This is a genomic window from Bradyrhizobium sp. HKCCYLS2038, from assembly GCF_051167655.1.
Taxonomy (GTDB): Bacteria; Pseudomonadota; Alphaproteobacteria; order Rhizobiales; family Xanthobacteraceae; genus Bradyrhizobium.
The window spans coordinates 183,568-206,107 of sequence record NZ_JBNPTM010000003.1; the positions used below are offsets into that span (position 1 = coordinate 183,568).

At 66.5% G+C, this 22,540-nt stretch carries 17 protein-coding genes; 6 read left to right on the forward strand and 11 right to left on the reverse strand.

Annotation, left to right across the window (positions count from 1 at the left end; translation table 11 throughout):
* Positions 1 to 135 precede the first annotated feature (135 nt).
* Positions 136 to 1,368, forward strand: coding sequence for a GGDEF domain-containing protein (locus ACQR1I_RS14510; RefSeq protein ID WP_434867255.1), 1,233 nt, complete (start codon positions 136 to 138; stop codon positions 1,366 to 1,368).
* Between the two features lie 310 nt (positions 1,369 to 1,678).
* On the opposite strand, the gene ACQR1I_RS14515 is transcribed toward ACQR1I_RS14510, so the two are convergent.
* The 3 genes from ACQR1I_RS14515 to ACQR1I_RS14525 all read right to left on the reverse strand — a co-directional run bounded on the left by ACQR1I_RS14515 (position 1,679) and on the right by ACQR1I_RS14525 (position 6,910).
* Positions 1,679 to 2,356 carry a hypothetical protein gene (locus tag ACQR1I_RS14515; RefSeq protein WP_434867254.1) on the reverse strand — a complete coding sequence of 226 codons (678 nt, stop codon included), beginning with the start codon at positions 2,354 to 2,356 and terminating at the stop codon, positions 1,679 to 1,681.
* Between the two features lie 754 nt (positions 2,357 to 3,110).
* Positions 3,111 to 6,623, reverse strand: a complete 3,513-nt coding sequence (gene mfd, locus ACQR1I_RS14520) for a transcription-repair coupling factor (RefSeq protein ID WP_434867253.1) — start codon at positions 6,621 to 6,623, stop codon at positions 3,111 to 3,113.
* Entirely contained in the window at positions 6,623 to 6,910 is a 288-nt protein-coding gene (locus ACQR1I_RS14525; protein ID WP_434867252.1) for a succinate dehydrogenase assembly factor 2, read from the reverse strand. Before ACQR1I_RS14525 ends, mfd begins: the two co-directional genes overlap by 1 nt.
* A 195-nt stretch (positions 6,911 to 7,105) precedes the next feature.
* Here ACQR1I_RS14525 and recG point away from each other — a divergent pair, with 195 nt between their 5' ends.
* Complete coding sequence (gene recG / locus ACQR1I_RS14530) at positions 7,106 to 9,208, forward strand: ATP-dependent DNA helicase RecG (RefSeq protein WP_434867251.1); 2,103 nt, start codon at positions 7,106 to 7,108, stop codon at positions 9,206 to 9,208.
* Between the two features lie 188 nt (positions 9,209 to 9,396).
* Here recG and ACQR1I_RS14535 read toward each other — a convergent pair whose 3' ends face one another.
* Complete coding sequence (locus ACQR1I_RS14535) at positions 9,397 to 10,248, reverse strand: DUF1932 domain-containing protein (protein WP_434867250.1); 852 nt, start codon at positions 10,246 to 10,248, stop codon at positions 9,397 to 9,399.
* Between the two features lie 156 nt (positions 10,249 to 10,404).
* On the reverse strand, positions 10,405 to 12,333 hold the full coding sequence (locus tag ACQR1I_RS14540) for an autotransporter domain-containing protein (protein WP_434867249.1): 1,929 nt from the start codon (positions 12,331 to 12,333) through the stop codon (positions 10,405 to 10,407).
* Positions 12,334 to 12,590: 257 nt separating this feature from the next.
* Between ACQR1I_RS14540 and ACQR1I_RS14545 the strand changes: the two genes are divergently transcribed.
* Positions 12,591 to 12,965, forward strand: a complete 375-nt coding sequence (locus tag ACQR1I_RS14545) for a VOC family protein (protein WP_434867248.1) — start codon at positions 12,591 to 12,593, stop codon at positions 12,963 to 12,965.
* Positions 12,966 to 12,991: 26 nt separating this feature from the next.
* Here the strand turns inward: ACQR1I_RS14545 and ACQR1I_RS14550 are convergent, their stop codons facing one another.
* The 3 genes from ACQR1I_RS14550 to glmS all read right to left on the reverse strand — a co-directional run bounded on the left by ACQR1I_RS14550 (position 12,992) and on the right by glmS (position 16,743).
* A complete protein-coding gene (locus ACQR1I_RS14550) occupies positions 12,992 to 13,777 on the reverse strand; it encodes a DUF502 domain-containing protein (protein WP_434867247.1) in 786 nt (261 codons plus the stop codon).
* Positions 13,778 to 13,926: 149 nt separating this feature from the next.
* Complete coding sequence (locus tag ACQR1I_RS14555; RefSeq protein WP_434867246.1) at positions 13,927 to 14,541, reverse strand: LysE family translocator; 615 nt, start codon at positions 14,539 to 14,541, stop codon at positions 13,927 to 13,929.
* 375 nt (positions 14,542 to 14,916) lie between these two features.
* On the reverse strand, positions 14,917 to 16,743 hold the full coding sequence (glmS, locus tag ACQR1I_RS14560; protein ID WP_434867245.1) for a glutamine--fructose-6-phosphate transaminase (isomerizing): 1,827 nt from the start codon (positions 16,741 to 16,743) through the stop codon (positions 14,917 to 14,919).
* A gap of 230 nt (positions 16,744 to 16,973) precedes the next feature.
* Here glmS and ACQR1I_RS14565 point away from each other — a divergent pair, with 230 nt between their 5' ends.
* Positions 16,974 to 17,198, forward strand: a complete 225-nt coding sequence (locus ACQR1I_RS14565; RefSeq protein WP_434867244.1) for a hypothetical protein — start codon at positions 16,974 to 16,976, stop codon at positions 17,196 to 17,198.
* Positions 17,199 to 17,217: 19 nt separating this feature from the next.
* On the opposite strand, the gene ACQR1I_RS14570 is transcribed toward ACQR1I_RS14565, so the two are convergent.
* Together ACQR1I_RS14570 and glmU are read right to left on the reverse strand one after the other, a co-directional pair.
* Positions 17,218 to 17,406 (reverse strand): hypothetical protein, encoded by a 189-nt coding sequence (locus ACQR1I_RS14570; RefSeq protein ID WP_434867243.1) that lies wholly within the window; start codon positions 17,404 to 17,406, stop codon positions 17,218 to 17,220.
* A 22-nt stretch (positions 17,407 to 17,428) separates the two neighbouring features.
* Positions 17,429 to 18,775 carry a bifunctional UDP-N-acetylglucosamine diphosphorylase/glucosamine-1-phosphate N-acetyltransferase GlmU gene (gene glmU / locus ACQR1I_RS14575; RefSeq protein WP_434867242.1) on the reverse strand — a complete coding sequence of 449 codons (1,347 nt, stop codon included), beginning with the start codon at positions 18,773 to 18,775 and terminating at the stop codon, positions 17,429 to 17,431.
* A gap of 145 nt (positions 18,776 to 18,920) precedes the next feature.
* On the opposite strand from glmU, the gene ACQR1I_RS14580 reads away from it, so the two are divergent.
* Positions 18,921 to 20,201, forward strand: a complete 1,281-nt coding sequence (locus ACQR1I_RS14580) for a hypothetical protein (protein WP_434867241.1) — start codon at positions 18,921 to 18,923, stop codon at positions 20,199 to 20,201.
* Positions 20,202 to 20,308: 107 nt separating this feature from the next.
* Positions 20,309 to 20,689, forward strand: a complete 381-nt coding sequence (locus tag ACQR1I_RS14585; protein WP_434867240.1) for a hypothetical protein — start codon at positions 20,309 to 20,311, stop codon at positions 20,687 to 20,689.
* Here the strand turns inward: ACQR1I_RS14585 and ACQR1I_RS14590 are convergent.
* Positions 20,649 to 22,229, reverse strand: coding sequence for a beta-(1-6) glucans synthase (locus ACQR1I_RS14590; RefSeq protein ID WP_434867239.1), 1,581 nt, complete (start codon positions 22,227 to 22,229; stop codon positions 20,649 to 20,651). The two genes, ACQR1I_RS14585 and ACQR1I_RS14590, sit on opposite strands and share 41 nt — an antisense overlap.
* Positions 22,230 to 22,540: the final 311 nt, after the last annotated feature.

Below are 22,540 nucleotides of genomic sequence, written 5' to 3' on the forward strand. Positions count from 1 at the left end.
CAGAACTTGCCGCGCTGGTCCAGTGCGGAAGCCTTGTTGCAGAAAGCCTTGCTGCAGTCGGAACAGTGTTGACGCCGCGTTAACAGGAGAACTCTAGGATCGCGCAGTATCATCAGCGTATCCTGAGTTTCCTGGATGTCTCAACAAGGCCCGCTTCTCGTCGTCTCCCGGTCCGCACGCGCTTCGCTGATCGCGGCCCTCGACGCGGCGCAAATCCTTCCCTCGATCGAGAGCCGCTGGGACGACGCGACGGCCATCGTCTCGCGCGTCCAGCCGGCGGCCGTGCTCGCGGTCATGGACGGCGCTGACACGAACGACATCCATGCCATCTCGCGGCATCTGGACGCGCGCAAACCCTACATTCCACTGATCGCCATCGCGCCGGGCGATGCGACACTGCCCGACAACGCCATTCCCCTGCACGGCAGCGACAACACCGACCGCCTGCTGGCGCGGCTGCGCGCCGCGCTGCGGGTTCGCACGCTCCACGCCACGGTGCTGCGCCGCCTTGCCGAGAAGAAGACGGACGGTGCGACGCTGCCGGAGACCGACCCGCTCGACGATGCGACGGTGCTGCTGCTCGGCCGCGGCGCCTCGATGCCGGGTCTGTCGGTGGCGCTGGGCCAGCGCATGGCGGTGGTCGGCGCGCTGAGCATCGAGGCCGCCGCCAAGCATCTGTCGAGCCGGGACATCAACGGCGTCGTGCTCGGCGAAGGTTTTACGCCGCGCGTCGTCGACGCCTTCCTGGCCGTCCTCGCCGAGGACACCCGCTTCCGCAATCTCGCGGTCGTCGTTACCGCCAACCAGCCGGCGCCGCTGCAGGAGCTCGCCAATCTCGAGATCATCGCCGGCGAACCGGCGCGCATCGCGGCGCATGCGCTGCCGATGATCCGGCAGCACGCCTTCGAGGCCCGCCTCAACCGCACCCTGCGCGCGATCGAAGCCGGCGGCATGCTCGATCCGCAGACCGGCCTGCTCACCCGCAACGCCTTCGCGCGCGACTTCGCCACCGCCGTCAGCCAGACCCAGAAGCGCGGCGGCAGCCTCGCGGTCGCCCGCTTCGCGTTCGATCCGGTGAATCCGCGCGCGCAATATGACGGCGCCCGCATCATCAGCCGCCTGATGCGGCGGATGGATTTCGGCAGCCACGAGGACAACGGCTCGGTGGTCGTGGTGTTCGCCGAAACCGACCTGCGCTCCGCCCACGTCATCGCCCGCCGCCTCTCCAGCGTGATGCGCCACACCTCGCACGGCAAGCGCGAGACCCGCAGCGAGCCCTCGATCACCGTCGCCGCGCTGCAGCCCAACGACACGGCGCGCACGCTGCTGGCCCGCGTGTACGGCGAGGCGCAGCGCGCGGCCTCTTAAGATTGAGGCGCCGCTCCTTGCCCCAGGTCATTGCGAGCGCAGCGAAGCAATCCAGAGTCCCGCCCGCAGCCCTGGATTGCTTCGCTGCGCTCGCAATGACGCATAGAATTATCAGCTCGCGTCTACCCAAAGACGCTGGACCGTAGGGTGGGCAAAGGCGCATTCCAGGTCTCGCAACATACGAGCTACCAGATGGCGCCGTGCCCACCACCTCACGGCACGGCGCAAAGCGCGACGGTGGGCACGCCGCCGCCTGACGGCGACCGCTGTGCCCACCTACGGGCTCACAACAAAGCGCGAACGATCTTCCTCAATCGGGCAACCGGCTCTCCAGAGCCTGCATGTATTGCTCCCGATAATTGACGGCGAGCCGACCTCGACCGACGAAACCATTTCTGCACGCCTCTCGCCAGGATTCGAACTCCCTGCGCTTCCCGGCCGCAACCAGACTGGCCGCGACAGCCGTCTCGCCCATCTCGAGCCGCGACTTCGCCATGGGCTCCATCGCAGCTCTGCTGAAGACCTCGACGTCGCAGTACGGGTGAAAGTCCGGAACGACCTTTTGCAGCAGGGTGTTGACGACGTCTACGAGATGACAACGGATGGCGTCAGCTTGCGGAGGATCAAATCCGACATAGTCTGACTTGTGACCGTTGATCATCTCCAGTGCAGCTATCGGATAAAGCTGGGTTCGCGCCTTGCGGATCTCGGGCACGTCGAGGCCATAGGGCGACGGCGGCCGGAGGTCGCGAAGCATCTCCTCGGCCTTCGGCCAGCGAAAGCGCGTCGTCCATGTCACGACCAGCTCGCCGCCCTTTTTGATGTGGAAGCCAAACTCCGCCTCGAGACTGATCTCGGGTCCACGGCAAAGTTCGATGATGAGGCGGCGTGTCGTTCTGCCTTCCGTGACCGTTCCTGTCACCGCAAGGCCACGCTGTTCGATCGTGGTCGCGAGGAACGCCATGAGTTCTTTGACGAGAGACAGCATTGCGTTGCTCAAGCGGTGCAGGGATCACCCAGGTTCACGATAGACAAAATTAATCCGAATTGTCGAGCCGTTGTGCTGCGTAGGAGGGCAAGGGCGCATGCAAGGCTTCGCTGCATGCGAGCAATCAGATCGCCCCGTGCCCACCATCTCACCGCTGAGCATGCCGGCCGACGGTGGGCACGCTGCCGCCGTCGGCGGCCGCTTTGCCCACCCTACGGGACGTGCGCCGGACTACGCCCGTCGCCTGACGTCATTGCGAGCGCAGCGAAGCAATCCAGGGCGTCAGTGGAAACTCTGGATTGCTTCGCTGCGCTCGCAATGACGCTGTGAACGATCAGCTCGCGTCTCGTTCAAAGCCCCAACACCGGTCCGTAGGGTGGGCAAAGGCGCAGGCACGGTCTCACCACATGCGAACTATCAGATGGCGCCGTGCCCACCATCTCACTGTTGAGTATGCCGGTCGACGGTGGGCACGCTGCCGCCTGACGGCGGCTGCTTTGCCCACCCTACAGACCGTCACGATCTGATCCAAACACGTGCATGTTGAGATCGCGCATTTGCCCCACTCCTATGGTGCAATCCCAGCTCGACTCGGGGGCATCTGACGAAGCGGAGCAATGCGTCATGCACAACCGGCAATCTCGCGAGGAGACCGATTGGGTCAGCGTCGTGGCCATCGTCGCGGTGTTCCTGATCGCCAGCCTTGCCTTGCATTTCGGCTGGCAGCTTCGGTGAGACTCGAGCCGGCGGGGCGTCACGCCGCCTTCTTCTCCGCGAGCTCAGCCAGCTCCTTGAGAATATCCGTGGTGCCCGCCAGCCGCTTTTCCGGCGTCTCCCAGATCTGCAGGAACACCACCTTCATGTCGGGGCGCACCTTGGCGGCCTGGCCGTGGCGCTTGATGAAGGCGACGAGGCGATCCGGATAGGCGAAGCTGTTGTCGCGGAAGGCGATGACGGCGCCCTTCGGGCCGGCGTCGACCTTCTCGACATTGGCTCTCCGGCAGTAGTTCTTGATCGCGGCGACCTTGAACAGATAGCGCGTCTCGTCCGGCAGCTTGCCGAAGCGGTCGCGCAGCTCGGCAGCGAAGTTCTCGATCTCCTCGTCGGTCTCGAGATCGGCGAGGCGGCGATACAGCGACAGCCGCACCGAGAGATCGGAGACGTAGTCCTCCGGGATCAGCACGGGCATGCCGATGGTGATCTGCGGCGACCAGCGGTCGACGGTCGGCTCGGTGATTCCCGCCTTGAGGTTCTCGATCGCCTCCTCCAGCATCGACTGATAGAGCTCGAAGCCGACCTCCTTGATGTGCCCGGACTGCTCGTCGCCGAGCAGATTGCCGGCGCCGCGGATGTCGAGGTCGTGGCTGGCGAGCTGGAAGCCCGCGCCGAGAGTTTCGAGCGATTGCAGCACGCCGAGGCGCTTCTCAGCCTGCGCGCTGACCTTGTGGGTCGACGGCAAGGTGAACAGCGCATAGGCGCGCAGCTTGGAGCGGCCGACGCGGCCGCGCAGCTGATAGAGCTGGGCGAGGCCGAACATGTCGGCGCGGTGCACGATCAGCGTGTTGGCGCGCGGAATGTCGAGGCCGGATTCGACGATCGTGGTCGACAGCAGGATGTCGAACTTGCCGTCGTAAAACGCCCCGATGATATCCTCGATGACGGTCGGGGCCATCTGGCCATGAGCGACCGCGACCTTCATCTCCGGCACGGTCTTGTCGAGGAACTCCTTCACCTCCGCGAGATCGTCGATGCGTGGCACGACGTAGAACGCCTGGCCGCCGCGATAGCGTTCGCGCAACAGCGCCTCGCGGATCATCACGGGATCATGCGGCGCGACGAAGGTACGCACGGCGAGACGGTCGACCGGAGGAGACGCGATGATCGACAGCTCACGCACGCCGGTCAGCGCCAGCTGCAAGGTGCGCGGGATCGGCGTCGCCGACAGCGTCAGCACGTGGACCTCGGCGCGCAGCTGCTTCAGCCGTTCCTTGTGGCTGACGCCGAAATGCTGCTCCTCGTCGACGATGACGAGGCCGAGGTCGCGGAACTTGATCGACTTGCCGAGCAGCGCGTGGGTACCGACGACGATGTCGACCGAGCCGTCGGTGAGCCCCTTCTTGACCTGGTTGAGCTCCTTGGTGCTGACGAGCCGCGAGGCCTGCGCCACGTTGACCGGAAAGCCCTTGAAGCGCTCGGTGAAGGTTTTCGCATGCTGGCGCGCGAGCAGCGTGGTCGGCACGACGACGGCGACCTGCTTGCCCTCGAGCGCGACCGCAAACGCGGCGCGCAGCGCCACCTCGGTCTTGCCGAAGCCGACGTCACCGCACACCAGCCGGTCCATCGGACGTCCTGCTTCGAGATCGGCGAGCGTTGCCTGGATCGCGCCGAGCTGGTCCTCGGTCTCGTCATAGGGGAAGCGGGCGCAGAACTCGTCGTAGAGACCGGCCTGCACCGGCAGCTTCGGCGCCTCGTGCAGCATGCGCTCGGCGGCGATCTTGATCAGCTCGCCGGCCATCTCGCGGATGCGGTTCTTGAGCTTGGCCTTGCGCGTCTGCCAGCCGGAGCCGCCGAGCTTGTCGAGCTCGACACTGGTCTGGTCGGAGCCGTAGCGCGACAGCAGCTCGATGTTCTCGACCGGCAGATACAGCTTGGTCTCGCCGGCATAGCGCAGCTCAAGACAGTCGTGCGGCGCGCCGGCGACTTCCAGCGTCTGCAGGCCGACGAAGCGGCCGATGCCGTGATCGACGTGAACGACGATGTCGCCGATGGCGAGGCTCGTCACCTCGGAGATGAAATTGTCGAGCTTGCGGCTGGCGCGGCGCGGCCGCACCAGGCGGTCGCCGAGGATGTCCTGTTCGGAGATGACGGCGATCTGGTCGGTCTCGAAGCCGGTTTCCAGGCCGAGCACCGCCAGCATGGTCTCGTTGCGCGGCGTCGCCTGCACCACGCGCCAGGTGTTGACGCTGGTGACGTGGATCAGCTTGTGATCCTTCAACATGCTGGCCATGCGGTCGCGCGAGCCTTCGCTCCACAGCGCGATCACGACCTTCTTGCGCACCGACTGCAGCGCCTGCACGTGGGCGACCACGGCCTCGAACACGTTGACGGCGGCATCGTTGCGCTCGGGTGCGAAGTTGCGGCCTTGGCGTGCGTTGATGTCGACCACAGCAGTGCCCTCAGGCACGGCAAACGGCGTCATCCGCGCCAGCGGCACGGTGTCCAGCCGCTCAGCCCATTCGGACGACGTCAGATACAGGCGATTGACCGTCAGCGGCTTGTAGATCGCTCCGCCGCCGGGATGCTCCATCGCCTCGCGGCGTGCGTCGTAATAGTCGATGATCTGCTTGAAGCGCTCGCGCGCGGCGTCCTCGCCCTGCGGCTCGATCACGATGGGCGTGTTCGGCAGATAGTCGAACAAGGTCTCCATCTTGTCGTGGAACAGCGGCAGCCAATGCTCCATGCCCGGATAGCGGCGGCCTTCGCTGACGGCCTCATACAGCGCGTCGTCGCGCTCGGGCGCGCCGAACTCGGCGACATAGCCCATGCGGAAGCGGCGGATGGTATCGGTGATCAGCTGGAATTCGGAGACCGGCACGAGATCGAGCGAGCGCATGTCGAGCAGCGTGCGCTGGGTCTCGGCATCGAAGGTGCGGATCGATTCCAGGCTGTCGCCGAAATAGTCGAAGCGCACCGGCTGGTCGAGGCCGGCGGGGAAGAGATCGAGGATGCCGCCGCGCACGGCATACTCGCCACTCTCGCGCACGGTCGAGGAGCGGTGGTAGCCGTTATGCTCCAGCCAGGCGACGACGGAGTCCATCGGCACGACATGGCCGGGCGCCACCGACAGCGCCTGCCCCGCCATGGTGGCGCGCGCCGGCACGCGCTGCACGATGGCGTTCACGGTGGTCAGCACGATCAGCGGCTTGTCGCTGCCGGCGAGGCGCGACAGCCGCGCCAGGGTCGTGACGCGCTGGGCCAGGATGCCGCCGTGCGGCGAGACGCGGTCGTAGGGCTGGCAGTCCCAGGCTGGGAACTGCATCACCGGCAGATCCGGCGCGAAGAAGTCGAGCGCCCGCGCCAGCTGCTGCATCCGCGCGCCGTCGCGACAGACCACGGCGAGGCTGACCGCCGGCGGCTTCGGCCTGGCGGCGATCGCCCGCGCCAGATCGGAGACGACGAGGCCCTCGGCGCCCTCGGCGACATTGGCGAGCGTCAGTGCGCGCCCCGGGGCGAGGTGCTCGGCAGGCGACTTGACCGAACTTTTCATCAATCGGCGTCCACCGCACGGAAGGCCTGGATGCGCGCGAACAGCGCCGGGGTCTGCTCCGGCGGCAGCGGCCGGGCGCCTGTGATCGCGGCGTAGAAATCCGGGTCAGGGACTTCCAGCAGCTGCTCGAGCTGATCCAGCTCGCTCTCGGTGAGCGTGCCGATCTCGGCATCGGCGAAGCGGCCGAGGATCAGGTCCATCTCGCGGGTGCCGCGGTGCCAGCAGCGGAACAAGAGCCGCTTGCGACGGTCGTCGAGGCCTTGGCTTGATCGGGTGGTCCCTGTCATCGCGGTATCCCTGCAGTACAACGCCGAAAGCCCGGACGGTGCCGGGCGCGGCTCGATATAGCGATGCGCGGTGCCTATGTCAGCCCTCAGCGCCTGCAGAACCGGCATGCGGGACCGCGAAAACGACGAAAAAAGAGGTGGATGCCGGGGCGTTCGCGGCTATTCCGGCTCGTAAACCGCTTTAAGTGTCCATCCATGCGCCCTGCCATCCTCAATCCGTTGTTTGCGCCGGTCACCACCCTCTCCGGGGTCGGGCCGAAGCAGGACAAGCTGCTGCGCTATCTGCTCAGCTGCAGCGAGACGCCGCGGCTGGTCGACCTGCTGCTGCACCTGCCCGCCTCCGTGATCGACCGCCGCAACCGGCCCAAGGTGCGCGACGTCGAGGCCGGCACGGTCGTGACGCTGGAAGTGACGGTCGATCGCCATCGCCCGTCGCGTAACGCCCGCGCGCCCTATCTCGTTTACGCCAGTGACGACACCGGCGACGTCGTGCTGACCTTCTTCCGGCCCAAGGGCGACTACATCGAGAAGATCCTGCCGGTCGGCGCCAAGCGCTACGTCTCCGGCACCGTGCAGATGTATGACGGCGTGCCGCAGATCGTGCATCCCGATCGCATCCTCGATGAAGCCGGCTTCGCCAAACTGTCAGGAATCGATCCGGTCTATCCGCTGACCGAAGGCCTCGCGCTCGGCTCGCTCAGGCGAGCGATCGCGGCGGCGCTGACCAAGCTGCCGGAGCTGCCGGAATGGATCAGCCCGGAGGTGCTGAGCCGCTGCAACTTCCCGCCGCTGAGAGAGGCGCTGACGCGGGTGCATGTCCCGCAGGAACTGACGGATATCCTCCCCGAGAACCCGTTCTGGTCTCGCCTCGCCTTCGACGAGCTGCTCGCCGGCCAATTGGCGCTGGCGCTGGTGCGGGCGCAATTGCGCCGTCCCGCGGGCAACCGCCATGCCGGCGACGGCCATCTGCGCCGCAAGGTCATCGACGCCCTGCCCTATGCGCTGACGAACTCGCAAGCCCAGGCGATCGAAGCCATCGCGGCCGATCTCGAAAAGCCGGTGCGCATGCTCAGGCTGCTGCAGGGCGACGTCGGCTCGGGCAAGACGGTGGTGGCGCTGCTCGCGGCGGCCGCCGTGGCGGAAGCCGGCAAGCAGGCCGCGCTGATGGCGCCGACCGAGATTTTGGCACGCCAGCACGCCAAGACGATCACGCCGCTCGCCGAGCGCGCCGGGATGAATGTCGCCATTCTCACGGGGCGCGAGAAGGGCAAGGAGCGCCGCGACATTCTCGCGCGCCTGGAGGCCGGCGAGATCGACGTCCTGATCGGCACGCATGCGCTGATCCAGGACGACGTCATCTTCAAGTCGCTGGCGCTCGCCATCGTCGACGAGCAGCACCGCTTCGGCGTGCGCGAGCGACTGGCATTGACCTCGAAGGGCGAGGCCGTTGACGTGCTCGTACTGTCGGCCACGCCGATCCCGCGCACGCTGGTGCTGACCTATTTCGGCGACATGGACATCTCCGAGTTGCGCGAGAAGCCGGCCGGCCGGCAGCCGATCGATACGCGTGCAGTCGCCGACACCAGGCTCGGCGAGGTCATGGAGGCCGTCGGCCGCGCCCTCCAGGCCGGCAAGCTGGTGTACTGGATATGCCCGCTGGTCGAGGAATCCGAGGCCGAGGGCATCGATCATCTCACCAACGCGACGGATCGCTTCGAGAGCCTGCGCGAGCGCTTCGGCGACAAGGTCGGCCTTGTCCACGGCAAGATGAAGGGCAGCGAGAAGGACGACGTCATGGGCCGCTTTGCGGCGCATGAGCTGCGTCTGCTGGTGGCCACGACGGTGGTCGAGGTCGGCGTCGACGTGCCCGCCGCGAGCATCATGGTGATCGAGAATGCCGAGCGCTTCGGGCTGGCGCAATTGCACCAGCTGCGCGGCCGCATCGGCCGCGGCGCGGAGGCGTCGACCTGCATCCTGCTCTATCACGAGCCGCTCGGACCGATGTCGAAGGCGCGGCTCGCGGTCATCCGCGAAACCACCGACGGCTTCCGCATCGCCGAGGAGGATCTCAAGCTGCGCGGCGAAGGCGACGTGCTCGGCATCCGCCAGAGCGGCCTGCCCGGCTATCGCATCGCCCGCCCCGAGGTGCATGCGCAACTCATCACGCAGGCCCGCGACGAGGCGCTGCGCATTTTGAAAGAGGATCCCAAGCTGAAGGGCCCGCGCAGCGACGCGTTGCGCTGTCTGCTGTATCTGTACGAACGCGACGAGGCGATCCCGCTGCTGACGGCGGGGTGATCAGGTCGGTGCATCAACAAGCTCCACCGTCATCCCGGCCTTGAGCCGGGACCCATAACCCCAGGGAGCAGTTCGAGGCAGACGCGTCGGCCTGCTCGCAAATCACAAAGGCCGCGGAGTATGGATCCCGGGTCGGCGCCGCGACGCGCTGTCGCGCATCGCGGCTTGCCCGGGATGACGAGCTGAAGTTATTTCTTCCTGCAGCTCTCGGCGAACGCCACCAGCTGGGCCGCCTCGGTGCCTGCGCCCTGCAGGTCGGCGGCGATGTGCTCGAACAATCTGGCAAATCCCTCGTAGACGAGCGCCGCCGGATGATCGTCGCCGAGAAAGCCCGCGATCTCGCGCATTTCGGCGACCCAGCGATAGGCCTTCGGCAGCATGTCCGGCAGCGCGGTGCCGAGCCGCGCATGGATGTTCGGCGCGCTCGCCGCCAGCTCGTCGCGGAGCGCGTCGGCAGCGCCGGCCCGCGTCGCGGCCAGCACCATCGCGGCGCCGAGCCCGGTCAGGCCCTTGTTGATTCCGGCATAGGACATCTTCAGAGCCGAGGCCGCGCCGATCGGGCCCTGGATCACGCGCAGATCGAGCCCGAGCTGACCGAGCACGGCGACATCGGCCGCAGCCTCGCCGCTGACATGGAACGTCGGTCCCTTGCTGCCCGGTTTCGGCGGCACGCCGATGATGGCGGCGTCGACCAGGCGCGCGCCCGAGGACAGCACGATGTCTTCGATCGTCCGGATGGTCTCGACGTTGACGGCGTTGCAGTCGACGATGATCGGCTTCTTGGAATTGCGGTTGATGAGTGTCGCGAGCTGCTCGGCGAGCGCCACGGCCTCGCCGGGCGGCACGATCGACAGGATGATGTCGGCATGCGCGATCTCAGCGTCGCTCGCAGCGGTCATGCCGGACGCGGCCGCCCTCGCCTGCGTGGCCGCGCTGCGGCCTTGCAGCGATGTCAGCACCTTGCAGCCGTGCTCGGCGAGACGGGCGGCGACGGCGCTGCCCATGGCACCGGGCGCGATGATGGCAATGCTGGGGGACATGAGGACTGGCTCCAGTGATCACGATGGCCGCGGAGACTAGGCGCATCCGGCGAACCAACGGAATACACGAAAACGGAGGGGCAGCCCTTCCGGACTGCCCCTCGCCACGGCCACAGCAGCAGTCGCGCCCCCCAGCGCCTGCTGCTTCAGCCGAACTCAGAACGAGATCTTCAACCCGCCGCTGCCGAAGAAATCGTCGCCGCCGGTCCGGCCGATGGTGCGCGAGACCGTCGCCGTCAGCGCCACGTTGCTCCAGAACGGCGCCATCACGCCGGCGCTGACCCGGCCATAGGCGTTGTGCGAGGTGGCGCTCGGAACCGTCCAGTTGTTGACGATGAGCGGCGCCGAGGTCGCGCTGTACTGGATCAGGCGGCCGTTGCCGATGATGTCGTCATCGAGCGTCAGGTTCAGGTACGGACTGATGGTGGCGCCCTGCAGCTGGAACGGCGTGCGCAATTGCACGCCGACGCTGCCGATCAGGGTCTCGGCGGTCTGCGAGCCGACCGTGAGCGTCAGCGCGGGATCGCCAGCCTCGGTGAAGGCGTCGACGCGAGCGCGCGCATAGGTCAGGCCGCCGATCGGCCCGAGCTTGGCGGCGCCGGCATCGAACAGATAGCCGGCCTTGCCGGCCGCGACGAAGGTGGTGCCGCCGGGGTTCGAGGTGATGGTGTCGACGATGCCCGGACGGGTGTTGCGATAGTCCTGGTGACCGATCGTGGCGAGACCTTCGGCGAACAGGTTGCTGCTGGCCCACGCGCCATAGACACCGAACTGATAGGAGTTCGCGTCTGACGTGCCGGTGTTGTTGAACAGCTTCGCCTTCGGGTTGGCGTAGTCGAACGCGGTGCCGATCATGGCGTTCGCCGACAGCCGGTACTCGACGCCGATGGTGCCGCCGATGCTGTCGAGGTTGAAGCCGTTCGACGCGACGTTGCCCTGGCGATTGCTGAGGCCGCCATTGCCCTGCATGTAGAACGACCACGGGCTCACGGGTGCCAGCGGCGGAGCCTTGGCGTAAGGCGCCTTGGTCATGGCGGCAAAGGAGTTCATGGTCGACGGCGCAAAACCTGCGGTCTCGCGGAACATGTCGAGCTTGCCGAACAGCGTCGAGGCGAAGCCCATCGCGCTGATCGACGCCACCTCGCCCTGCGGCGCCAAGGTCAGCGGCGCATTGAGACGGTTGACGATGTACTGGCCGAGCACCTCGAAGCCGTGCGAGGTGAGATGCACCTGGTCAACGTAGAATAGCGACTGATACTGGAGGGCTGGATTGCCGATACATGCGTTCGTGCAGAGAACGCTGCTGAAGCCATAACGCGACAGATTGGCCCGAATCTGCGCTCCAATCAGTCCAGTGTCGACATATTCGACCCGCACGCCGGAACGAGCCACGCCAGCGAGCGAGGCCTGCATGAGGCTGTTGTAGGTTTGGCTGAACGCCGACCCGGCCGGAGCATTGGGCTGGGTGGCCGCCTCCGGCAGCGTGCTGACGTCGCCGACCGTGAACACGATGGTGCGTGCGCCGGCGCCGACGATCGCGTTGATGCCCGCCATCGCCTGCCCCGCCGTCACCGCTGCGGCTGCCGGTGCGCCGGCGAGCGAGTTGCCGGTGAGGTAGTAAGCCCGCGCGTCATTGCCGCCGATCGAGATCTCGACCAGGTCGGTGGATGCGATCTGGCCGGAGAAGCCTGTCATGCCGAGGAAGCCGGTCAGGCCGCTCCACTGCTGCGCAAAGCCGGGGGCGCCGGGGGTAACGTTGGTGGTGCCAGCTTGGGCGCCGCCGATCGCGTAGTTGATCTGGGGAATGCCGAGCAGCGCCGACGTCGTATCGACGAAGTTGGTGCCGCCGCTGAAGCGGCCGGTCGGATACAGCGTGGCCGGACTCACCACGGCCGGCGGAGTGACGACGGTCCATTTTCCTAGCGCCGTGAGAAGGGCCTTGAGATTGCCCGTGTCGGCGTAGCTGTCGCCGAAGGCCTGGATGCGCGTAAAAGTCGTTTGGGCCGATGCCTGCCCCGTTAGTTGCAGCGACGCGGCCGATAACGCGAGCACACCCCACAAGCACGCCTTACTCACAACTCTCATACGCTTCCTCCGCCACGCCTTCCCTTTGTTTGCGCAATGTTTCCATTGTGGCGAACTGAAACACCACCGCCCGTCGGTTGTAGGTGCAAGGGCGTCGCTTGCTGTGCCTTCCGGGCATCATCATGCAGCGCGAAGCACCACTCAGCGCACGCACGCCCGCCCGGCGCACGGCTGAAACACTGCTGACAGAATCTGGCAGCGGGCTCGGCTATTCCCGCGGGCAAGCGCCGCTGCCGGCGCCGCCAACGGAGACACCCATGCCCGAGTTCAGCTTCCTGATTCTCTATGTCGACAACCCGCCAGCCAGCGCGGCCTTCTATGCCGATCTGCTGGGACGTCCGATCATCGATCAGTCGCCGACCTTCGCGATGCTGCCGCTGCGCGACGGCGTCATGCTGGGGCTGTGGTCACGGCACACGGTCGAGCCCGCCGCGGCCGGCGCCGCAGGCTCAAGCGAGGTTGCATTCACGGTCGCCGATGCCGGTGAGGTGGAACGCATTCACGACGACTGGAAGGCGCGCGGCCTGCCGATCCTTCAGGCGCCGACGCGGATGGATTTCGGCACGACCTTCGTTGCGCATGATCCCGACGGGCATCGCCTGCGCGTGTTCGTGCCGCAGGACGCCGGCTGATCAGCCGGCGAACTCAGTCGGCTAGATCAGTCGACCTTGGCCGGCTCCAGTTGCGGCGCCGGCTGGGCATTGGCGATGCGCGCGGCGTTGGCCATGCTGGCGAGCGCCGCTGCCTTCTTCTGCTGATCGGAGCCGGGCTGCACCACGCCGCAGGACATGATCAAGGTTGCCGCATCCTCGGCACTCATGTCGATATCGATGATCTTGCTCCTCGGCAGATAGAAGAAGAAGCCGGTCGTCGGGTTCGGTGCGCACGGCAGGAACACCGAAATCTGCTCGTCGTCGCCCGGCAGGCGGTTGGCGATTTCCGTGCTCGGCGGCTGCGAGATCAGCACGATCGACCACATCCCAGGCGAGGGAAACTCCACCAGGCCGACCCTGCGCAGGCTGGAGCCCTTTCCGGAAAACAGCGTCTCGAACACCTGCTTCAGACCGCGATAGATCGCGCGCACCGCGGGAATGCGGCCGAGCAGACGCTCGCCGAGATCGACCAGGGTGCGCCCGATCAGGTTGGCGGCGAGGAAGCCCACCAGGGTCAGACCGATCACGGCCACGATCAGCCCGGAGCCGGGCACCCCGAACGGCAGATAGGTTTCGGGGCGGTAGGCCAGCGGCACGAACGGACGCACCAGGCCGTCCACCCAGGTGACGAACCACCAGGTGAGATAGAGCGTGATCGCGACGGGTCCGGCAACCACGAGCCCGGTCAAAAAGTAGTTTCGAAACCGAAACATCAACCCATGGTGGGGCGTCTCGGCCGGAGCTTCGGCCAAGGGATCGGTCTCGGGCGGCACGTCGTCGCGGGAACTCATGCGAACTTCCAGGTCGGATCAGGTCTCAGCTAGGCTCTTAGCAGATTTTTGAAAGAGCAAGGCCCTCTTTCCGACACAGCCGGGCGCTTTGCCGCCCGCGTGTGGCGGTCCGCGCTGCCCGCGGGCAAAATGCGTCAAAAATCAGCCTGCTAGGCGCTGCGCAGCGGCAGGGCCAATCCCACGGCCACGAAGATGCCGCCGCAGACCTGGTTGAAGCGGCGCCCGGTCCGGGCGAGCCAGGGACGAACCCGGGCGGCGGCGCTGGCGATCGCGACCTCGGTCAGGAATTCGGTCACCGTATAGGTCAGGGCGACGATCGCGAACTGCCCGAGCAGGCTGCGACCGGGATCGACGAATTGCGGCAACAGCGCGCTGAAGAACAGCAGGCATTTGGGATTGGTCGCCGCGGTCAGGAAGCCCTGGCGAAACATCTGATGTCCGCTGGCCCTGGCGCTCGCATGGCCGAGATCGACCGCCACCGGCGGCGATCGCCACAGCTTGATGCCGAGCCAGGCGAGGTAGAGCCCGCCGATCCACTTCAGCACGATGAGCCAGGTGATCGAGGACTGCACCAGCGCGCCGATCCCGAACATGCACAGCGCCATGATGAGGATGAAGCCGATCAGGCCGCCGGCGATGGTGAACAGCGTCTTCCGTCCGCCATGCAACGCCCCGTGCGTCAGCGCCAGCAGGCCGTTCGGCCCGGGTGTGAGCGAGATGCCCACCGCGGTGACGAGGAATAGCAGCCAGGTGTTGAGAGCCATCGGGATTACCGTGATGAAGCGGACCAAGCGATCGGTGCAGGAGTGGTCGTCCGACGCTGATGTCGGATTGCGGATCGGATGGCAAGCGGACGATCGCGTATGGGCTGCGGGGCAGGACGTCCAAACTCAGTCGTCGTCCCGGGCAAGCTGCGCCGACGCGCCAGCGTTGGCGCAGCGCCGACCCGGGACCCATACTCCCGGAAGGTGGTTTGGGCCCGGCTGGAGCTGCCAGAGTTGCCAGCCGTGAGACGCGGTGGTTATGGATCCCGGCGTTCGCCGGGATGACAGCGGTTGTGCGGAAACGGTCTCGCGTCTCACGCCCTCGCGCTTAGCAAGTGATGCGAGAGTACCGCCTGCGGTGCCGCGTTCGCGCCCCTACTCCACCGTGACCGACTTGGCCAGATTGCGCGGCTGGTCGACGTCGGTGCCCATGACGACGGCGGTGTGATAGGCGAGCAGTTGCACCGGAACGGCGTAGACGATCGGGGTGAAGGTCGCGGCCATGTCGGGCATGGTGATCGTCACCAGCGACTCCACGGTCGCCTCCTCGGCGCCCTTGGCGTCGGTCATCAGGATGATGTTGCCGCCACGGGCGGCGACCTCCTGCATGTTCGACACCGTCTTCTCGAACACGCGATCATAGGGCGCGATGACGACGACCGGCATGGTCTCGTCGATCAACGCAATCGGGCCGTGCTTGAGCTCGCCGGCCGCATAGCCCTCGGCGTGAATGTAGGAGATCTCCTTCAGCTTCAGCGCACCTTCGAGCGCCAGCGGATAGGAGGTGCCGCGGCCAAGATACAGCACGTCCTTCGACTTGGCGATCTCGCGGGCGAGCTTCTCGATCTGCGGCTCGGTGGTCAGCGCCGAAGCGATCAGGCGCGGCACCTCGACGAGGCCGTGCACCAGCTTGGTCTCGTCGGCTTCGGAGAGTTCTCCACGTCCACGTCCTGCAGCGATCGCCAGCGCCGCCAGCACCATCAGCTGACAGGTGAACGCCTTGGTCGAGGCGACGCCGATTTCGGGGCCGGCCAGGGTCGGCATCACGATCTCGCTCTCGCGCGCAATCGTCGATGTCGGCACGTTGACGACAGAGAGCGTGTGCACGCCCTGCGACTTGGCGTAGCGCAGCGCCGCCAGCGTGTCGGCGGTCTCGCCGGACTGCGAGATGAAGATCGCAAGATCGCCCTTGCGCAGCGGCGCCTCGCGGTAGCGGAACTCGGAGGCGACATCGAGTTCGACCGGCACGCGCGCAAACCGCTCGAACCAGTATTTGGCGACGAAGCCGGCATAGCTCGCGGTGCCGCAGGCGGTGATCGAGATGCGCTGGATGTCCTTGAAGTCGAACGGCAGCCGCGCCGGCAGCATCACGCGTTCGGTGCCCATGTCGACGTACCGCGCCAGCGTGTGGCCGACGACTTCGGGCTGCTCGTGGATCTCCTTGGCCATGAAGTGGCGGTAGTTGGCCTTGTCGACCAGGAACGACGACGCACCGGATTTCAGCACGTCACGCTTCACCACTGCGCCCGATGCATCATGGATGATGCCGGAGTCGCGGGTGATCTCGACCCAGTCGCCATCGTCGAGATAGCTGATCGTATCGGTGAACGGCGCCAGCGCGATCGCGTCCGAGCCGAGGAACATCTCGCCGTCGCCATAACCCATCGCCAGCGGCGAGCCCTTGCGGGCGCCGATCAGGAGATTGCCATGCCCCTTGAACAGGAAGGCGAGCGCGAATGCGCCCTTCAGATGCGGCAGCGACGCAGCAACCGCCTGCTGCGGGGTGTGACCCTTCAGCAGATAGGAATTCACGAGATGAACGACTGTCTCGGTGTCGGTCTCTGAGGTGAACTTGGCGCCCTGCGTTTCGAGCTCGGCACGTAGTTCGCGAAAATTCTCGATGATGCCGTTGTGCACCACTGCAACGTTGTCAGTCGCGTGCGGATGCGCGTTGCCCTCGGTCGGCTTGCCGTGCGTTGCCCAACGCGTGTGACCGATGCCGGCGTGGCCCTTCAGCGGCTCCCGCTCAAGCCGCTTCTCCAGGTTCTTGAGCTTGCCCTCGGCGCGCCTGCGATCCAGGTGATCACCTTCCAGCGTCGCAACGCCCGCGGAGTCGTAGCCGCGATATTCGAGACGCTTGAGGGAATCGACGAGGTGCTCGGCAACCGGCCCGCGTCCCAGGATCCCGATGATTCCGCACATCAGCGCTAGTCCCCAAATCGTCGAGAGAGATTCAAATGCGTGGCAATGTCTTAACGAAAACCGCGCGCTTTCAGGATTCAATAATTATTGCGGATTGCGACAGGGTTAAGTGGCAGGTTTAACCGCGCGGACGGCCAATCAACTCCGGTTCGACGCGGAGGTCAGTTCGAAGCGCGCTTAACGCCCGGTCAACGCTTTCACGGCGACACTGTCGCGTCGGAGATGACGCCATGACCAATAACCGCTCGACTGATCCCAAAGGCACCAGCCCGCTGAGCCTGTCGCACCCCACCTCCGGCAGCCATCTCGCGCACTGGCCGCCGCCGACCCTCGCCCATGAGCTGAAGCCGATGCCGATCAAGCATCGCACCAACGAGCCCGTCAAGCACGGGACGCGGCGCGGCTGGCGCCTCACGCGGGCAATGTTCGCCGAGTTCCAGGACGACGAGGACTAGCTTCGCACGGCGGTCAACATCAGACGAGCCAGGCCCAGGCGATCGTGCCGATGAGCGCCCAAACACCGATTCCGGTGAGGAACATGATGTCCCGCCCCGGCGCAAGACCGATCGCAGCGTAGAGCATGCGGCCAGACAACGTTGCCAACCGCATGGTCGCGATCAGCACCTCCCTGGCCACGTCGAAGATCAGCTGACCGAGCTCCACGCTGCCCTTCCCGCCCCGGCCTCTATTTCTTCTGACGTTGCTTCGCGGCCCGGAACCGCGCCGCCGCGCCCTCGCGCGTGGTCTGCGGACTGCGCTCCAGCGCCAGCGCATCATCGGGCACATCGCGCGTGATCACCGATCCCGAGCCGATATAGGCGCGTGCGCCGATGTTGATCGGCGCCACCAGCGAGGTGTTCGTGCCGATGAAGGCGCCCTCGCCGATAACAGTCTTGTACTTGTTGAAGCCGTCGTAGTTGCAGGTGATGGTGCCGGCGCCGATGTTGGAGTTGGCGCCGACATGGGCGTCGCCGATGTAGGACAGATGGTTGACCTTCACGCCCGGCTCCAGCACCGCAGCTTTGGCCTCGACGAAATTGCCGATCTTGGCGCCGTCACCCATCGACGTTCCGGGTCTGAGACGCGCGAACGGTCCGAGCAGCGTCTTGCTGCCGAGCCTGGACTGCACGATGTGCGAGAATGAATGCACGATGGCGCCGTCGCCGATCGACACGCCCGGTCCGATCACCACGAACGGCTCGATGGTCACATCCTTGCCGAACGTGGTGTCGGCGGCGAGATACACCGTCTCCGGCGCGATCAGGGTCACGCCGGCGTCCATCGCCGCCTGCCGCAACCGGGTCTGCATCGCGGCTTCGGCCTGGGCGAGCTGCGCCTTGGTGTTGATGCCGCGGACCTCGTCCTCCGAGGTCTCGATCACGACCGCTTCGAGGCCGAGCTCGCGCGCGATCGCGACGGCATCGACGAGATAATATTCGCCCTTCTTGTTGGCGTTGCCTATCTTGTCGAGAATCGCCAGCGCGTGCCGGCCGTCGAGCGCCATCACACCTGCGTTGCACAGCGTGATCGCCCGCTCCGCCTCGCTGGCATCGGCCTGCTCGCGGATCGCGACCAGCTTCGATCCGTCCATCAGCAGGCGGCCGTAGCCGGTCGGATCGGCAGCACGGAAGCCGAGCACGGCGATGGCTGCGCCCGCGGCCAGCGGCGCCCGCAGCCGCGCGAAGGTGTCGGCGGTGATCAGCGGCGTATCGCCGAAGGCGACCAGCAGGTCATCGGCGCCGCGCGCGATCGCCGGCCGGGCCGCCAGAACCGCATGCGCCGTGCCCAGCCGCTCACGCTGGACGAAAATGTCGGCGTTGGGCCGCAGCCGCTTCGCCTCACGCTCGACGGAGTCGTGATCGGGACCGATCACCACGGCCACGTCGGCACCATCGCCGTGCGGCGCCGCCGCCAGCACGTGAGCGAGCATTGATTCGCTGGCGATCGGATGCAGCACTTTCGGGATGCTGGTGCGCATCCGCGTGCCCTCGCCCGCCGCAAGCACGATCGTGAGACTGGTTCGAGCGGTCATTCAACACCTTGAAATAAGTAGGCAATCAGAAGCGCCACACCGGCGCTGTCATAAAGCGTTTTCTGCCCGCGGCAAGCCGCAGCAGCTGAAGCCTATGGTGGTTTTCCTGATAATGTTCGCTTCGTGATTCGATTAAGGCAGGTTCATGGCTAGGGACTTCCACAAAACAGCCGGCGCGCAAGGAGCTGAAAAGACGGGCGGAACGCTGTCCGGACTGTTTGCGGACGAGAACGAGTTCGATCGCCGGGCGATGTGGCGGCTCGGCTGGTGGGGTGCGGGCGCCGTCGGCGCCGTCGGCCTGGCCGTTGTCGCCAATCAGGCCGCCCACGGGCTGCGGCAGGACCGGATCTCCGCGGCCGATCTGTCGCGCCAGGCCCAGCTGATCCAGTCGCTGGCACGGGAGACGCAGGGCGAGGCGCGCCAGCTCGGCGCCGCCATCGAGACGCTCAACACCGACCGCGACCGACTCTATGCGCGCGTGACCGTGCTCGAACAGGGCCTCGAATCGGTCACCGGCACGCTCGCCAAACAGGGTTCCCAGGCCGCCGCCGGCCCGCCGATCGCCGGCAAGTCCGCGCCGCCGGCGATCGCCTCGGTCGAGACGCAGCCGTCCTCGCTGTCCCCAAGCGCATTGCCGGCCTTTGCCAACATGTCGCCCTTCATGGCGGCGCCGAGCGGCGCGCCGGGAACCGCCAGTCAGCCCGCCAGTGCGGCCCTGCCATCGCCGTCCCCGTCGCCGATGGAGGCCGCGAAGCCGCTCTCCGCGGCCATGCTCGCCGGAGGTCCCGCGCCCGCCCCCGCCGCGTCGCCATCCCCGGCCGCCGCCGGCAAGCCCGTGGACGGCGACAAGCTCGCCAAGGCCGAACTGCCCGCCGAGACACCGGCGGCGAAGAGCACGGATAATGCGGATGCCGTGGCTACGATCGTCCAGAAGACCGAGTTTGCCGTCGATCTCGGCGGGGCCAGTTCGATTGGCGGCCTGCGGGCGATGTGGCGCGGCCTGAGCAAGGCCAACCCTGATCTGGCCGCGCTGCGGCCGATCATCATGCTCAAGGAAGGCCAGGCCGGTCCCGGCATGCAGCTGCGGCTGGGCGCCGGCCCGCTCGGCGATGCTGCCGCGGCAGCCAGGATCTGTGCGGCGCTGGCCGAGCAGCAGCGTCCCTGTGAAACCACCGTCTATGACGGCCAGCGCCTGGCGATCCGCGACGAGCCCGAGGCCAACGAGACGGTCAAACCGGCCGTGCCGGCGGTGCAGAAGCCGGCGCCGGCCCAGCGCCGCCGGGTGCTGCAGCCGCAGGCGCAGCAGCGTCACGGCAGCCGGCGCGAGGAGCCGCCGGCAGCGGCGGTCGCGCCCGCGGCGCCCCCGGCCGAGGCGCCAAAGCCGGAGCAGCCATCGGCGCTGTCGTCGTTCTTCCGCCGCTCCTGAGCTCAAATCATCTCGCCGCGAAAGGCACTTGGAGTGGATTGCGAAGCCAATCCGTGAAGCCCGTTTGCGGCTTGTCCGCAGGCCCGTTCCGCAGCATAGTCCCGCGCATGAAAAAGACCCCGTTCCGCCTCTCGCCGTATCAGGTGCAATGGCTCCTGATCGTCGGCTTCGTCACCGTCGGCTATGCCCTGTATCTGCGATATCTCGCGATCGAGCTGTCGAGCGTCGCGCTCGCCTGCGACGCCGGCCTGCAGACGCTCGCCTGCAAGAGCCGGGCGGTCGCGACGACGCTGTTCAAGAATTCGGTGTTCGGCGCCACGGCGCTGGTGATCGCGGTGCTGCACGTGATGCGGCCGTCGATCGTGCTGCTCACCGGCGGACTGGTCGCCGCCGGGCTCGGCATCGTGCTCTACAACATCGTGCTGTCAGGGCTGGCGATCGGCCTGCTCATCCTCGGATTTGCGCGGCCCGCGCCCGCCACAGCGTAACGGCGAGCGTCAGGTACATCGCGCAGGTCCACAGCGCCTGCCAATTGTCGCGCCCCTCGTTGTAGATGACGTAGACCGAGGCGATCGCCAGCAGGCCGGCGAAGCTCGCCTCCGCGATCGGACGCACGCCTTGCGCCGGGCGGTTTACCATGAGCATCGCAAACGGCACCACCGCCATGGTCAGGCTGGCGAACGGGAAGTCGCGGTAGCGCGGATCGAACACGAAGCCGAGCGCCGTCTGGGCCGCGATCAGCACCGTGACCATCAGAACCAGACCCAGCGCATAGGTTATCTTGAGCTGCTTGCGGCCATCGGCCGGCCCGAGCAGATCGAGAAAGGTCGGCAGCGGACGGCCGGCCATCGCAGCATTGGCGGCCAGGATCGGCGACAGCACGCCGGCGGCGAGCAGCGCGCCCCATTGCAGCCAGCCGCCGAAGCCGAGGCTTTCATAATACATCTTGTCCGCGGCCATGCCGAACAGCACGCCCGCCGTCGTCGCCGAGATGCCGACCCCGATCCAGGCCGAGATGTGCGGCGGCCAGGGCCGGCGCCGCACCGTGAGCCAGCCGGCCATGAAGACGATGAAGGACAGGGCCATGCCGGCGCCCATCTGCAGCTTCCACTGCGGATAGTTGCTGATGGACTCGCCCGGCGGATATTTCAGCGCCCGCGTATCGTCGCTGATCAGGCCCCAATAGCCACCGACCGTGCCCTCGAGCTTGCGCTTCCACGGCTGGTCATAGGCCTCGATCAGATTGACCCGGAAATTCTCGCGCTTGGCCAGCGTCAGGATCTCCGACACCACCCGCGCCTGGTTGGCGCGCGACGGCAGCGCGCCCTCGCGCATCCGCCCCTCGCTCGGCCAGCCGGTCTCGCCGATCAGGATCTCCTTGCCGGGGAAGGCCACGCCGACCTGCTGGCGGATGGTATCGACATGCGAGGCGGCAAACTTGGCGCGCACCGGCATGTCCTCCCAGTAAGGAAGAATATGAACGGTGACGAAGTCGACGATGTCGTAGAGTTCGCGGTTGCGCAGCCAGAACTCCCAGACGTCGGCATAGGTGACGGGCACCTGGACCTGCGCCTTGACGCTGCGGATGGTCGCGGCGAGGTCGGCGGTGGTCATCTCGCCGCGCAGCAGCACCTCGTTGCCGACCACGACGCCGGTGATCACCTGCGGATAGCGCTTGATCAGGTCGACGGCGATGCCGATCTGCTGCTGGTTCTTCAGCTTGTTGGAGCCGAGCCAGATGCCCTGGATGACCTTGATGCCGACGCGGGCGGCGATTCCCGGCACCTGGTCGAGACCGTTCTCGATCGAATAGGTGCGGACGCATTCTGAGATCTTGGCGAGCTGGACCAGGTCCTGCTCGATCTGCTCGGCGTCAATGTGGGTGGTCGGGTCGAGCGGGCTCTGCTGGCCCCGGAACGGGGCGTAGGAGACGCATTGCACCTTCGAATCGAGCTCGATCGGCGCCCGGGCGAGCGTGATCGGCCTGGCCAGCCACCACCACGCGGCGGCGATGACACCCAAGGACATGAGCAGAAGCGCCAGCGGCGTACGAAGGGATTTCAGTTCCGTGTCTCCAGGCAGGGAGGTGTCGATTACCCGGTCGGCGGCGATCTGCCAAGTAGGCGAACTCCGGAGCCCCCAGGCGTGGGCGGCTCCCGATCCCAATCCGGCTTTTACGATGACGCGAGAAAGTTGGGGCGTTGCTGGACAAAATCCGAGATTCCAGTCATTGGGAATCCCGGGCTGACCTGCCCGTTGCGTCCGTTGTTTGGAGCGGTTCACTCGCCCGTTAGGAACGGCATGCGATGGTCGGAATCAACCTCCCGCCGCAATCGGGG